This window comes from Microbulbifer sp. CnH-101-G, assembly GCF_052466775.1.
The window spans coordinates 2,784,158-2,797,960 of record NZ_CP174292.1 but is presented as its reverse complement, the minus strand read 5'-3'; the positions used below and the strand labels follow the sequence as shown (position 1 = coordinate 2,797,960).

Sequence of the window (13,803 nt, the reverse complement as noted above, 5' to 3'; positions counted from 1 at the left end):
CCGGCTATGACATCCAATCGTCCCTATATTTTGCGGGCATTCTATGAGTGGATAACCGATAACCGGTGCACTCCCTATATCCTGGTGGACACCCACCTGTCTGGTGTCCTGGTGCCCCAGCAGCATGTCAACGATGACGGACAGATAGTGCTGAATGTCTCGGAGAGCGCTGTGGTTGGCCTGACGATGGATAACTATGCCATCAGGTTCAATGCGCGCTTTGGCGGCGTGCCTACCGATATACAGGTCCCCGTGGGGGCGGTTATTGGTATCTATGCCCGTGAAAATGGGCAGGGCATGGTATTTGAGCCTGAGGAAACCCCAGAGCCACCAGAGCCAACACCTCCCACCAGTTTGGGTAAGAAATCGGTGAAGAAACCCGCCCTGCGGGTAGTGAAGTAAGTTCGCTAAAGAAAGGAGGCATTTTGCCTCCTTTCTTTTTTGGCTTTTTATTCCCTAGCTATCTTTTTATCCATTCCAAATTTTTATCAATCCTCCCTATTGTATTTGCCTCTCTTCGCCAGATCTTTGTAAGGGGTGAGCCAAATGCTCAAGTTGTTACAGGCCTTAGAGAGATCTTTAGGTTTTCCAGCTGAATGATACTCACTGTTTTTTCGTACTTATTTTGGGCTTTATTTTTTACATAATTAGCAATTCCACCGAATCAAAAGCGAGGAATACACTGTTCCAGAGACACACTCTGAATCTTTCCTGTAAGCTCCTAGCCTCGTGCGGTAATTCTTAGATTCCACTCTTTTGATGCGTGTTTACTAAGAAAACTCCTGTGAAATCAGCTGACTCTCTGGGCCAAAATTTGACTATAAAAACACAGACAACATTTATGGGATTTAGGGACGGGAATAAAAAAGCCACGGATATTGGCGGTCCGTGGCGAAAGGGTCGAAGGATGGGCCTTCGAGGCTACCTTGGGGGAGGTAGCGGAGAGGATTAGTTCACGCGTGCAACGGTTGGGGATTCATAGGTTTCATTTTCACTCAGTAGTACGACTTCTACGCGTCGGTTGTGCTGTCGTCCTACAGCGGATTTGTTACTGGCGACTGGATTGGATTCTCCGTAGCCTTTAACCGTAATGCGTTCGTTAGTCACGCCGGCCTTGACGAGGGCCTTTTGGATTGACTGTGCACGCTTAACAGATAAGCCGACATTATATTCTTCACTACCAAGGGAGTCGGTGTACCCTTCAATCACAACTCTGGTGTTCTCGTGGGCGTTTAAGAAGTCAGCCACTTTTCTCACTGTGGGTTTGGCGCCCGGCTGCAACTTGTGGTCATCGAAGGCGAAGAGTACATCGCCAAGAGTGAGGACGTTGCCCTCAGAGTTCTGCTTACTGCCCATTTTTTCGAGCTCTTTCTTCAGCTCTTTCAGTTCCTGATTCTTTTGAGTGAGTTCAGAATTTTTACCCTGCAGCACAAGGCCGGCGCGTACCATGTCTGCGTTCTTGAATTGAGCTTCCATATCGGCAATATCGATTTCGTGCTCAACCACGCCTAGCATTCTTTCGGCAAGATAGACCTGATGCGCCATACTTTTTTCATTGCCATCCTGCCACGCTGTCTTGGCCTCACTCACGCTTTTACCCGCAGCTCTGAGCGGTGTCGCCGCATGGCGATTGGCCATTTCATTGTTACTCATGAGCTGGTATTGATGTTCAACTTCGGCCAAAGGTTTTGGAATATCTGTGCTCGCACAGCCGCTTACTACTGCAGTGGCGAGGCCAAGAGAGATTAACGACTTATTCATGATCAAATCCTATCTGTTGAATGGCAAATAGCAGTGATATTTGCATGTATGGGCTAGATCAAGATCCCTGATCTATTTCACGTTTGAGCTGCAAGAGCGTGGCATTCAGCTCACGGAGTTTCAGCTTGGTTGTCTCAGAGCGCGCTTGGGCACTGGCTAGCTTGGCATCTGCTGTAGCCTTCTCTGCGAACATGCGTGCCTGAACAAATTGATGTTTATCGGCCGCACTCTGCGCACTGCCTAAATGTTCCTTCGCGGTAGCGAGGTGTTGAGCGGCGAATTTCTCACTTTTATCGGCCTCGGCCGTGGAGATATGCACCTTCGCTTCTGCAATCTCATTGCTGGGCATGGTTCCTGTGGCGCAGCCAGAAATTACTGCGACTAATGCCAGGCTGCCGAATAGTTTTGGTGACTTCATGTCTGTCTCCTTCTGTGATGAATTAGGTATTCACTAATAGAGGCACGTCCATGTACCTCTACAGTGAAGTGGATTTCCCGTTTTAAAAGGCGAACTGCAAGGAGGCGGAAGCAATATCAATTTGAGGCTCAATGTCATCATCCAGATCAAAGCGTTCATACTCTAAGCGCAGGTCAAGATTTTCCATTACACCTACTTTTACCCCAGCTCCGTAGAACCAATCACCGCCGTCCAAGTCTTCAGAAACCCGGCCGATGACAGGTAGGTCAGATTTCACTTCAGCTTCCCAGGTAAACCAACCGCCTTTTAGATACACAGAGACACGCTCATGAAGTGGTGCAGATAAAATTCCGGCAAAGGTAAAGCCATCAATTTCTGCGTTATTGTCGAAATCGTTGGCTTCATCAAAGTTCAGGTAACCAATTTCAGCACCGAGATACTCATTGATTTTCATCCCGCCGTAAATTTTGACTACTTCAGCATCTTCATCGAAATCGGTTTCTTCGTTATCCCACTTAATGGAGTATTGGCCGTAACCACCACCTACATAAAATTCAGACTTGGTGCGGTCAAAGCTTTCTTGTGCAACAGCTTGTCCGGCAAGTCCAGTAGTCAGTGTGATTGCAGCTAATAGTTTTCCATAGTTCATAACAATAATCCTCAGATGAAAATATTTGCACTACTTGTCGGTGTGTTCCCTGTAGGGCTAAACCGAAAAAAGTATTTTTGATTCTAAGCTGTGAAGCTTGATGTGATGGTTGCAACCGGTATGCCAACTTTTGTGGAGAGGGAGGTTAATTTTTTCTTGGTTGCCCTGAAACCCGCATGCTTATTGGGTTTCAGGTAAATTCAATTTGTGAAAAGCACTCAGGAAGGTGGATCCTTAGGCTTATTAAATAATTTGAACCCCCGTGGTAGTTGATTCACCTGTGTAAGATTTTCAAAATTATTATTTTCTTGTTTGTAAAAAGTGAAAACTTTCCACGCTATAACCTGCTTTTGTTAAATGATGCGTCTCTATGGTGGTTATAGAGAGGCTATAAAGAGCTTTGGGTGACAGAAATGGAGTTGGCATGCTACCTGCAGGTTCCTCAGTGAACTTTGCAAAATAGGTGATACACATGGCTACAGCAGCTAACTCAAAAAATGCGAATAAAAGTGTAAACGGTAAAGATGTTGCACGAGATGAAGCGCTTCTATCCGAAATGGCGAGAGAACGAGCTCACTCGGCGGTGGATAGCCTCTCTGATAGAGCGGCGGTAGCGGAGGAGAAGATTCGGGAAACCGCAGCAAGCTCCTCTGATTCTCTCGCGCAAAAACGGGACCAATTAAAGGAGACGGCAAGCCAAACCCGTTCAGAAGTAGAGGGATTTGCGAAGAAAAATCCATGGGCAGCCGCAAGTATAGCGTTTGCTACTGGCGCGATTGTCAGCGCCTTAATTCGTCGTCGTTAAAATATGACGGACTTTAAAAACGCACAGCAATGCAGCTCTGGAGTAGAGGACTCTGTTGAGGTGTCTGACTGGCAGCGTCTGAGCGTAACGGCTCAGGCGCTGTTGTCAGCATTAGAGCAAGTGCTCAGAGGGCGTTTGGCGTTAATTGGGGCTCAGTGGAGATTGAGTCTGGCGGCCGTCTCCCTTTCCCTGGTGACCCTCGTAAGCCTTGGTGCTGTTATTGCGCTCAGCTGGTTTGCTCTTTCCCTTAGTGCAGCCTATGCCATATGGCAATTACTGGGTCATTGGGCCTGGGGTTTGCCAGTTATTTTTTGTATGCAATTACTGGCAATAGTACTGTTGTGGCGCCAAAGCAGGCGTCTATTACGCCTGATTACTATTGATCTCAATGTTTTTGAAAGTGAGGCCCCCGATGCTGGATCTCCTACTGAAAAATGAAAAAGCAGCTGTCGAGGCAGCGAGGCTAACTGAAAAAAATGGCTTAATTAACACTAAGAAAGCTTTGTTTGGATTAAAAACTTGTTCGGAAAAAGTTGCGGTGAAGCCAATTAGCTTAGCGGCAGTATGTACCGCAGGTTTTGCTTCGGAGCGAGCATTTACCGGGTTAGGCAAGGAAAGGTTAAAAGTCCTATTTTCTGGATTGAGCTACAGCATCCTGGTGGATTATGGCCTTCAGCTTTGGGATGAGTTTAACGAAGACAGATCAGCTGCTTCTTGAGAAAACAAGCCATAAGAAGTTTATATAGGGTGACAGTTTTGAGGGGAGATCAGTAGACCTTGGTGAGAGATTATATGTTGGGGGCCTGTATATAGGTGGTTCAATGAGGATGGATATCTGAGTGAATGAACAAGATAGTATTAATCGAGAATCTATAGGATCTCCCAATATTTGTGCTGAAACTGGAGGTGGTCGACAGTTCAAAGTTCTTACCACCTGCATCGTTATATTAACTGCTCTGGCGGTCATAGCAGCCCTTTACCTGGGGCGAACAGTCCTTTTGCCATTCACCTTAGCGTGGATGAGCTCTCTTCTGTTGTCCCCTATTGTCCGTTGGACATCGCAAAAAGGGATACCTAACCCTATCTCTGCAGGTGTTTTGGTCCTTATCGCTGTGTTTATGATATTTCTTGCAGGGCGCCTATTGGCTGAACCTGCTAGTGATTGGATAGAGCGGTGGCCACAAAAAACTGCTGAAGTTCGAGAAAAACTCAATATCGTACAAAAACCCTTGCTGGATTTACGTAAGGCAGGGGATGAAGTGGCGAAGCTGGGTAAGTCGGAAGATCAAAGCCATGTAACAGTATCGGTTGAAAAAGAAAGCTGGCTGAAAAGTGTTGTTACCGATGATATTCCAACTCTGTCCAGTCAAGCATTGATCATTATTGTTCTCACTTTTTTTCTGCTCTCCAGTCGCGGCAGTATTGCCCGGCATATTGGTCAGTTTGGTCGTGATTTTCAAGGGCGCCGGCATTTAATGAGTATTGCCACGCAGATTAGAAGACAAATATCAACCTATTTAAATACTATCGCGTTGGTCAATCTGGCGCAGGCAATTATTACATCATTCGTATTGTGGCTATTGAATTTTCCAAATCCCTTATTATGGGGTTGTCTGGCAGGACTTTTGAATTTTGCTCCCTATGTCGGTCCACTAATAACGGTTTGCCTGCTAACAATCGTTGGATTGGTGTCCTATGAAACGCTATGGGCAGGGCTCTTAGCGCCAGCAGCCTTTATGGTGATTACGACGCTTGAGGGGCATTTGATTACCCCCTCAATTGTTGGGCAAAGATTGAAACTCTCCCCAATCTCGGTCTTTATGGCCGTGGTCTTCTGGACTTGGATTTGGGGTGTTGGAGGGGCGCTTATGGCTGCCCCAATTTTGGCATGCTTAAAAATCTTTCATGAAAACTTGTTTCCTGCTCCGTTAAAAGAACAAATGGGAAAAGGATCGCAAAAAGTGTTGGCTATTATAGTTGGGCGAGCTTACTAAGGTCATAGGGCTTACTGAGAACGCCATCAAACCCGGATTCGGCGAGTTTGTCTGAACTCGGGCTTTCGCCGGTAGCGGCCAAGAGCCTACCGGTGTAGGCCATATCACGTATTTTTTTGGCCAGTGTGAAACCATCCATATCTGGTAGGTTTATGTCCATTAAAATGAGACTTGGCTGGTAAGTTTCAAAGAGCTGCAGCGCAGATTCACCATCACCACAAGCTTTCGCTTCCCAACCCAATGCCGAGAGCAGTTGCTGGGTTGCACTGCGCGCATCCTCATCGTCTTCAATAAGAATTAGCTTTTTGTCGACGATTGAATCCGGCAGGTATTTCGCAAGAAGGTCAAATAATTGGTCTGGCTGCACAGGTTTACCCAGGTGTTCACTACAGCCCGCATCCAGACAGCGCTGCCGTTCGCCAAGCATTGTTTGTGCGGTGAGCGCAATAATGGGTATTTCAAATTCCAGTTTTCGTAATTCCTGGGTAGCGGTGAGGCCGTCCATCACCGGCATCTGAACATCCATCACGACCAAATCGAATGGCTTGTTATTATCGCGAGCCATCTGTAATAGGTTTATTGCTTCACGGCCATTCGCAGCCTGTTGAACCTTACAGCCGGCGCCTTCCAATAAGTGGGTGACCAGTTCGCGAATTTCTCTCAGGTCATCGACGACTAATACCTGACCGGATAAACAGGGTGATTCAAAGTGAATGGATGCTGTTGGCTGTTGAAGATCCCAGGTTTGGTAGTGATACTCTGTGGGATGTTTGCACTCTAGTGTGAGGGTGAAACAGCTGCCGGCCCCAATTTCACTTTGCAAGGATATTTCTCCTCCCAGCAGATGGGCTAACTGTTGACTAATAGCAAGCCCCAGGCCTGAACCCAGCTCTGAACGGTAACTTTCACCTTTGGCCTGAACAAATGGGGTGAATAGTTTTTTCTGTTCGCTTGGAGATATACCAATCCCGGTATCGATTACACGAAAGCTTAAACGGCAGCTGTCCTCTAAGCGGGTGGCAAAAATATCGAGACGCACCTCTCCTTCATCTGTGAATTTTACGGCGTTACTGAGAAAATTTAATAGAATTTGCCTCAATCGCGTTGCATCGGTAATGATCTGAGAGGGGAGTTCTGTGAGGGCCTCAATGTGAAAGCGGATGCCTTTATCTTCCGCCTTGATGGTGATTAATTGATAGAGTTCTGTTAGAAAGCTGGGAAGTGCCAGTTCGCTGGATTGTATTTCCAGTCGGCCCGCTTCTATTTTTGATAAATCGAGTACATCGTTTAATAAGCTCAGCAGATGGTAGCCATTGCGCTTGATAATGCTCAGGTGATCTAGCTGTGGTTGCTCTGGTTGATTCTGTAGTAGGAGATCGGTATAGCCCAGGATCGAGGTTAAAGGTGTGCGTAATTCGTGGCTCAGATGGGCCAGGAATTCACTTTTTGACTTATTCTCTGCTTCGGCTTTTAGTCGCTCCAAGCGCTCTCGTTCCATGTCGCGACGGGCCACTGCATAGCGAATAGCCCGGCTCAATCGAGCAGCGGTGAGCTGGGACTTTACCAGATAGTCGACAGCGCCGGCTGATAACGCCTCTGCATCGAGAGCGCTATCGTCGTGGCCTGTGAGCATAATAATCGGGGCATCGAATCCCTGTCGCTGGGCCTCTGCCAGAATCTGCAGGCCGGTAAATGCCCCTAGGGAGTAGTCGAGCAGGCAAACCTCGAAGTCGCTGGAATAAAAATGCTTGTGGGCCTCTTCTGGGGAGCGGGCCCACACAACCTGGTAGCCATCGGGATTGATATCCTGAAGAAGATCCCGTGTAATGATAAAATCGTCTTCGTCATCTTCTACCAGCAGTAACCTGGTGACGCCCATCTCAACAACCTGCCTGACTGATTAATTTATTGATACCCCGCGGGGAAGGGTATTACTGGTAACTCCGTTGCTTCCCGGGAAACTCGACGAATTCGACCCAGTAACGCCCCAAAGAGCGCATCAGGTCGACCAACCCCTCGAAGGTGACCGGCTTTGATAAATAGGAAGCTGCACCAAGATCATAGGATTTGAACATATCTTCTTCGGCTTTGGAGGTTGTGAGGATCACCACCGGGATACGCCGAAAATCCGGGTCTGCTTTGATGGCCGCAAGCGCCTGGCGACCATCCATGCGCGGCATATTTAAATCCAGCAGGATAAGGTCGGGCAGAGATTCACTGGAAAGGTGTTCGTACTCGCCTTCCCGTTTCAAAAATGATAATAACTCAACGCCATCATTTACGATGGAGAGTTCGCTTTTAACGAGGCTTTCTTCGAGCGCTTCGCGAGTGAGTAGCTGATCGTCCTTGTCATCATCCGCGAGGACAATGTTGATGGATTTGGCTGCCTGCATAAATCATTCTCTTAAAGTTTAATGCTCTGATACGACTGCGAACCGGTATCGAGTAAGCGCGGTTCAGAATCATTATATTCTACTTGTACGGGGGGGGTTTCTGGTATTAATAGTTCGAAAGTTGTTCCCACTCCTGGTGTACTGCTAGCGTCAATTTCTCCGCAATGACGCTCCATGATTCTTCTGCAGATGGCGAGGCCTATGCCCGTCCCTTCGTATTCATTGCGACCATGCAGCCGTTGAAACGCTGAAAAAACTTTTTCAACGTATTGCTCATCAAAGCCAATACCATTGTCGCTTACGGTAATACGGTATCCTGGCACGGTGACATCTGCGTGAGAAATTTCCGCTTTCTCGCATTCAACCCGAATGATTGGGGTGTTATCCGGTTTTATAAATTTGAGTGCATTCCCGATTAGATTGAGAAATAGTTGAGACATCTGCATCGGGTCAGCTTGGACCACTGGCAGCGGCTGGATTTCAATCTGTGCATTGGTCTCTTCTCTCTTAATTTGCAGGTCATCGAGCACTTCTTCGACGACCAAGTTGAGGTCTACTGCTTCAAAGGGGGTCGTCCTCGTAGAGGTACGTGAAAAGGCGAGGAGGTCCTCAATTAATTTAGACATACGCTTCGCAGCACTCTGCATACGCATGACATAGTCCTTCCCTTCTCCGAGTTTTTCACTGTAACGATCGGTGAGTCGGTCGCCAAATGCTCGGATCTTGCGCAAGGGCTCCTGTAGATCGTGAGAGGCGACAAAGGCAAAATTTTGCAACTCACGGTTACTGCGGGTTAATTCCTGTGAATACAATTCCAGTTCCTGGGTACGTTCAGCCAGTTCCTGAGTTCGTTCGGCTACACGCTGCTCGAGTTGTTTAGCATATTCACTTTGCTGTCGCATGGAGCGGCTGGTCAGCATGGCGATCACCAGAATCAAACCGATACCCAGGCAATTGGCGAACAGGACCGCGCGGGTAACTTCCTGGCGTCGCAGAGCGGAATCATCCATCAGCGACTGGATATGTTTAAATTCTTCTTCTTCGATAGTGGCGATGAGCTCAGAGAGCATCTCCAGGCTATCGTGGCTGGCTTCCATTGTCTGGGCCAAGCTTCTGGCTTCACGTGTATCCTGGACGGTGTTTAGCTCTATCGTTTCTTGGTTGTCTTGAGCCTTGGAGCTATCAGCTGGGTTTGTGCTAGGGATATGCTGGGTAACCGCAGCACCAATTGCGCTGTAATGGCGGTTAAGCAGCCGCTCGAGCTCTTCAAAACGAATGGCCTGTTCTGGAATTTCGGTTTCTTTGTTGCGCAACTTGGTGACGAGTTCCGAGGCGCGAGCAACCGCGTTCTCGTACTTCTCCAGATTTGAGGGCGTTTTATTTTGCTTGAATTCCCTTAATCGCAGCTCGGCAGTATGCACGGCAAAGTAAGTATCACTCGCCAACTGTAAGATGCTTTGGGTTTGCCCCGAGCGAGCTGCATTTTCCCCGAGTTCATTGAGGTTGAGGTAAGTATGGTAGCTATTAGCAACAAATAAGAAGCAGAGCCCTAAGATAAGGGCTGTCCAGAAGTAGCGTAATTTGGAAGGCTTTTTATCCATTGTTGTGAGGCTCGCTGTCGAGTACTTCGGCGCAGCCTTTGCAACCTTCGGTAACCTTTTCGAGGCTTGCCAGAATCTTTTCAGGGGGGGCTTGCTGGCTTAACTGCAATTTTGCCAGCTCCGCATTCATAGCAATATTGTTCATCAGGTTGCGAAGCTTGTGATGAATATTATTTTCGCTCATTGTCCATCCTGCTTGTACTGGTTAAGGCGGTTGTACAGGGTTTTCAAGCTAATACCGAGTAATTCTGCAGCCTGCTTTTTATTGCCATCGACTGCCTCCAAAGTGTTTGCAATTAATTGTTTTTCCATTGCTTCGATAGTGTTTCCCGCCTCTAGCTGGACGGGAGAGTCAGAAGCCTGGTTTTCTTCAGAATTTGTTGTCGTTGTGCTTGAGCGGCCAAAAGGTGATCCGAGTTGCGGCGGTAGCGTGAGTGTATTTTGGTTGCGATCAGACAAAATAAATGCGCGGTGCAGTGCGTGGCGCAACTCGCGTACATTACCCGGCCAGTCGTAACTGAGCAGAGCATCTAAAACGTGGTTATCGAGGGTGTAGCTGGTCCCGTACTCTTCATTCATCTGGTCGATAAATGACTGTGCCAGTAGCGGGATATCTTCTTTTCTATCACGCAACGGAGGGAGTTGCAGAGGAAATACTGCCAGGCGGAAGTAGATATCCTCGCGCAGATGGCCACCATCGGCAATGTTTTCATTGCTGCGGTTGGTGGCGGAGACCACTCGGCAGGAGACTTCCAGCTCTGAGGTGCCCCCAAGCCGGGTTACCTTACCGGTTTCCAGTACCCTCAAAAGGTTCGGCTGCTGATCGATCGGCATCTCCGTCACTTCATCCAGAAAGAGGGTGCCGTCATTGGCGCGCTCGAATAGCCCGGGTTTTCGCGCTACTGCGCCGGTAAAAGCGCCTTTCTCGTGACCAAATAGTTCACTACCAATCAACTCTGCGGAAATAGCCCCACAGTTGGCGGCTACGAGTGGACCTTGGGCGGCGGAGGCATTGTGAATCGCCTGAGCGACGAGCTCCTTGCCGGTGCCGCTCTCCCCCTGGATCAACACGTTGGCTTGTGTTTGCGCAACTTTTTCGATCATGTCGTACAGTGATTGCATGGCCGGGGACTCTCCGACCAAGACCCCGAAATGCCGTTTGTAGGTGCTGGGCGCTGTCGACTTTTTCCGGAGTAGTAACTCCTGTAACTGCTTGATCTCGATCGGCTTGACCAGATAGGTCATATTGGGGCCGGCGAGGTGATCAACCATGGATCTGATGGCACTGTGACCGGTAACAAAGGCAATTTGGTCGGGTGTTCGGTCCAGGGCGAGAGAGTCCAGTACATCAAATCCGCTGCCCTCGGGCAGCATCAAATCGAGTAGTAAGGTGTGATAGCGATTGCGGGCGAGGTGGCTGCGGGCTTCACTTACGCTGTCGGCTACATCTACAGTAAATCCCATATTTTCAATTAGCGGGGAGACTGCGCTCGTAAAGTTTTCGTCGTCATCTACCAATAATACCCGTTGCAAGATCCCAGCTCCTCTCTAGTAGGGATTAAATAGACAACCTAGTTTGCGGTGATTGCGGAACTTGAAGCAACCAGTTTTCACAAAAAATTGTTATCTCAAAGGGTATTTCTTAATTGGGACGAATTTGCAAAACACAACCTTGGCGCTCAGAACTTTCTGAAAGCCTGCCTGTGGAGGGAGTTTAAATATGTGAAGTTGTGCTTTGCGATTGTTTTAAAGCGCTTGTGCAGGGTTGAATTTTACAGCGATTCAAGGAGTGGAGCGTTTCAATTTAAAGAGCCATTTGCCGAGAACGATTTGAGGGGCGCCGGCATTGGAATCAGCCGGCGAGCGCCACTCTACTTTATTGGATTAGCAATCCTTATCCTTGCTGTTTACGCCCTCTTTCACGTCTTCGCAGGCATCCTCGATACTGTTGCCGATGTCCTCTGCGGTTTGATCAACAGACTCGCCAAATTCCTCAGCGCCACCTTCATCAATGTCACATGCAGTCAGGGTAAAAGCGGTGAACATGATCGAAAAAATTAAAATCAGCTTGTTCATCTTGTAAGTCCTCTTTCTCAGTAGATGTATTGCGATTAGTACGTAGAAAATTGTTCTGTGAAGCATTGATTTTCTAAGTTTCCAATAAGAGTTATTCAAGGAGTATGCCAACTTAAAAAAATGTAGCAATGCCGAGGGATTGGGCTTAGAGAGTTGCAGTTAGTCTGTTTTACGGGAGAGTTTCTGTAAAAATTATCTAATAGGTGGGGCAAGATTTGTAATTGCTACAAAATTATTGGGAAATTTAACGATAATTTAAAGGAATTTGCTGGCACGGAGGTTGCAACCTATCAAGTGTGTTAGGAGGGACCGATTGGTTCTTCTCGCTGAAACTCAAGAAGGCTCGGTTCTCTCGGGCTTTGAGTAAGGCGCTATTCACAAAATTTCATGGTTTGATTTTGAAGAGGATAGAGGTCACCAATGCTCGTTTGGGCAAACATCTTTTTAGCGTTGTCAGTTGTCGCTGGGCTTTTCGGCCTTTCTGGCCCCACCGGTAGCGCTCTTGATCTAGCTAAGGTGCTGTTTGTGGTATTTGCGTTGCTATTTATGGTTTCGTTGGTTGCACACCTTATAACGAAGCGAGAGCCTCCCACTCAATAATCAGTTAATGAGAGATTTTCAAAGAAGGAAGCAAGTATGGATATTCAAGTAGGTGGCATATTAGGTTTTTTGATACTGGTTGCCGATATTTGGGCAATTTTAAATATCGTACAGTCTGGAAGTGGTACGGGGACAAAGTTGATCTGGATATTGCTTGTCCTGTTCTTGCCTGTAATAGGTTTGATACTGTGGTTTTTCCTCGGCCCTAAAAGCGCTACCGCTTAGTAGAGATACTATATGATCAGTTTGGCACACGCTTATCGCTGTGCCGACTGATTTTTGCCTGTATCACAAGGCAGCTGACCTAGGAAGTCAGGGAAAAGGGCACCCAGCCTCGAAAATATATGAATATACATTTTCAGCCCGATCTTTAGCGGTGGGCTACTCTTCGCATCTGACTTACTTCGTATCTGACTCAAAGGTAATGGTAGAAATTCTTAAGTGAACTTTCAGCCAGTTCTCCAAATCAATTCTGTAACGATGCTTATTTGAGGGAATATTTTCTCAACGATGCGTTATGAAGACTGTTGAACACTTCTGTCTGGAAACACTTCTGTCTGGATAAGTGTGCCTATTTGATTGGTTGCATGTTGGTTACATGATTGGTGAGTGCAATTTGACCTGGAAAGCTTGTTAAATATTTCTGAGGTCATTGGCGATTGAACTACTCCTTCTCTTCCAGTGGAGTATTGGAAAAATACTTACAGTCAGCTCTTCCGATTACACTTTTAAATCAAATCGATAAGTAGAAAGCCAGGGCCTGTCGAAACTTGATATAAGTCAACCTAATGTAATAGTGGCGCTTAATTTCTTTTTTGCATTGGTTAATTCCGCGCCAGCCCCCGATACTGCAAAGCAGGGTATTGAACGGAGAATAAGCGTGCGGTTACTCAGTCACACTATTGGTATTCTGATCAATCCAGAGAAAGAGTGGAAAGCCATACGGGCGGACCGCCATTCCTTTTTTCAAGTTTTTATGACCCATGTGCCATTTTTAGCGCTGATACCCACGGTCGCCGGTTATTTCGGTGTGACTCGGGTAGGGTTTGAGATCGGCGGGCACATGGCAAAATTGACTCCAGAGAGCGCGGCGGTTTTATCAATCGTTACCTATTTCGCTCTTCTGGTCGGTGTTTATTGTCTTGGGGAATTTATTAATTGGATGGCCAAGTCTTATGGGGTTGAAGGGGATGAACCCACGAGACACTACGAAGGTACTGCGCTTGCAGTCTTTATCACTACGCCGATATTTCTCGCCAGCATTGTCGTGCTTTTCCCACACCCATGGTTGACCATGGCCGCGGTGGGCATTGCGGGTATGTACTCTATCTACCTGGTGTTTGCTGGTATTCCGATATTGATGAATATGAATAAAGAGCGGGCCTTTCTCTATGCTTGTGCGGTTTTGACCGTGGCTCTGGTAATGATGGTCACGGTGCTGATTGCCTCCGTTATTTTGTGGAGTGTGGGCATTGGCCCAATTTATCAGCACCATATTCATTGAAG

The 13,803-nt window shown here is 47.4% G+C and carries 17 protein-coding genes; 8 read left to right on the top strand and 9 right to left on the bottom strand.

Translation table 11 applies throughout. The annotated features are described in order from the left end of the window. Positions 1–6 precede the first annotated feature (6 nt). A complete protein-coding gene (locus ACJJID_RS12335; RefSeq protein ID WP_152456408.1) occupies positions 7–402 on the top strand; it encodes a ClpXP protease specificity-enhancing factor in 396 nt (131 codons plus the stop codon). 546 nt (positions 403–948) lie between these two features. Here the strand turns inward: ACJJID_RS12335 and ACJJID_RS12330 are convergent. From ACJJID_RS12330 to ACJJID_RS12320, 3 genes are all read right to left on the bottom strand, one after another. Then, complete coding sequence (locus ACJJID_RS12330) at positions 949–1,761, bottom strand: OmpA family protein (protein WP_444919742.1); 813 nt, start codon at positions 1,759–1,761, stop codon at positions 949–951. A 58-nt stretch (positions 1,762–1,819) separates the two neighbouring features. Beyond that, a complete protein-coding gene (locus ACJJID_RS12325; protein ID WP_444919741.1) occupies positions 1,820–2,179 on the bottom strand; it encodes a DUF4398 domain-containing protein in 360 nt (119 codons plus the stop codon). Positions 2,180–2,261: 82 nt separating this feature from the next. Next, entirely contained in the window at positions 2,262–2,828 is a 567-nt protein-coding gene (locus ACJJID_RS12320) for an outer membrane beta-barrel protein (protein WP_444919740.1), read from the bottom strand. A gap of 472 nt (positions 2,829–3,300) precedes the next feature. Here ACJJID_RS12320 and ACJJID_RS12315 point away from each other — a divergent pair, with 472 nt between their 5' ends. The 4 genes from ACJJID_RS12315 (at position 3,301) to ACJJID_RS12300 (ending at position 5,627) form a co-directional block, all read left to right on the top strand. After that, positions 3,301–3,633: a hypothetical protein gene (locus ACJJID_RS12315; RefSeq protein ID WP_444919739.1), complete on the top strand. Its 333-nt coding sequence runs from the start codon at positions 3,301–3,303 to the stop codon at positions 3,631–3,633. A 3-nt stretch (positions 3,634–3,636) separates the two neighbouring features. After that, positions 3,637–4,071, top strand: coding sequence for a hypothetical protein (locus tag ACJJID_RS12310; protein WP_444919738.1), 435 nt, complete (start codon positions 3,637–3,639; stop codon positions 4,069–4,071). Further along, positions 4,046–4,351 (top strand): hypothetical protein, encoded by a 306-nt coding sequence (locus ACJJID_RS12305; protein WP_444919737.1) that lies wholly within the window; start codon positions 4,046–4,048, stop codon positions 4,349–4,351. The genes ACJJID_RS12310 and ACJJID_RS12305 overlap by 26 nt, the downstream gene beginning before the upstream one ends. 121 nt (positions 4,352–4,472) lie before the next feature. Further along, positions 4,473–5,627 carry an AI-2E family transporter gene (locus tag ACJJID_RS12300; protein ID WP_444919736.1) on the top strand — a complete coding sequence of 385 codons (1,155 nt, stop codon included), beginning with the start codon at positions 4,473–4,475 and terminating at the stop codon, positions 5,625–5,627. Here ACJJID_RS12300 and ACJJID_RS12295 read toward each other — a convergent pair. From ACJJID_RS12295 to ACJJID_RS12270, 6 genes are all read right to left on the bottom strand, one after another. Further along, the gene (locus ACJJID_RS12295; protein ID WP_444919735.1) at positions 5,605–7,506 is read right to left on the bottom strand and encodes a response regulator; all 1,902 of its coding nucleotides are present in this window, start codon (positions 7,504–7,506) and stop codon (positions 5,605–5,607) included. The two genes, ACJJID_RS12300 and ACJJID_RS12295, sit on opposite strands and share 23 nt — an antisense overlap. Before the next feature lie 52 nt (positions 7,507–7,558). Then, complete coding sequence (locus tag ACJJID_RS12290; RefSeq protein WP_444919734.1) at positions 7,559–8,020, bottom strand: response regulator; 462 nt, start codon at positions 8,018–8,020, stop codon at positions 7,559–7,561. Positions 8,021–8,031: 11 nt separating this feature from the next. Next, a complete protein-coding gene (locus ACJJID_RS12285) occupies positions 8,032–9,621 on the bottom strand; it encodes a sensor histidine kinase (protein WP_444919733.1) in 1,590 nt (529 codons plus the stop codon). Further along, positions 9,614–9,805 carry a hypothetical protein gene (locus ACJJID_RS12280; RefSeq protein WP_444919732.1) on the bottom strand — a complete coding sequence of 64 codons (192 nt, stop codon included), beginning with the start codon at positions 9,803–9,805 and terminating at the stop codon, positions 9,614–9,616. Before ACJJID_RS12280 ends, ACJJID_RS12285 begins: the two co-directional genes overlap by 8 nt. Then, on the bottom strand, positions 9,802–11,154 hold the full coding sequence (locus tag ACJJID_RS12275) for a sigma-54-dependent transcriptional regulator (protein ID WP_444919731.1): 1,353 nt from the start codon (positions 11,152–11,154) through the stop codon (positions 9,802–9,804). The genes ACJJID_RS12280 and ACJJID_RS12275 overlap by 4 nt, the downstream gene beginning before the upstream one ends. A gap of 351 nt (positions 11,155–11,505) precedes the next feature. Continuing rightward, the gene (locus ACJJID_RS12270) at positions 11,506–11,697 is read right to left on the bottom strand and encodes a hypothetical protein (RefSeq protein ID WP_444919730.1); all 192 of its coding nucleotides are present in this window, start codon (positions 11,695–11,697) and stop codon (positions 11,506–11,508) included. 420 nt (positions 11,698–12,117) lie between these two features. On the opposite strand from ACJJID_RS12270, the gene ACJJID_RS12265 reads away from it, so the two are divergent. From ACJJID_RS12265 to ACJJID_RS12255, 3 genes are all read left to right on the top strand, one after another. After that, on the top strand, positions 12,118–12,297 hold the full coding sequence (locus ACJJID_RS12265) for a DUF1328 domain-containing protein (protein WP_152454534.1): 180 nt from the start codon (positions 12,118–12,120) through the stop codon (positions 12,295–12,297). 36 nt (positions 12,298–12,333) lie between these two features. Then, complete coding sequence (locus ACJJID_RS12260) at positions 12,334–12,522, top strand: PLDc N-terminal domain-containing protein (RefSeq protein WP_152454533.1); 189 nt, start codon at positions 12,334–12,336, stop codon at positions 12,520–12,522. Positions 12,523–13,177: 655 nt separating this feature from the next. Further along, the gene (locus ACJJID_RS12255) at positions 13,178–13,801 is read left to right on the top strand and encodes a Yip1 family protein (RefSeq protein WP_444919729.1); all 624 of its coding nucleotides are present in this window, start codon (positions 13,178–13,180) and stop codon (positions 13,799–13,801) included. The last annotated feature ends 2 nt before the right edge of the window (positions 13,802–13,803 follow it).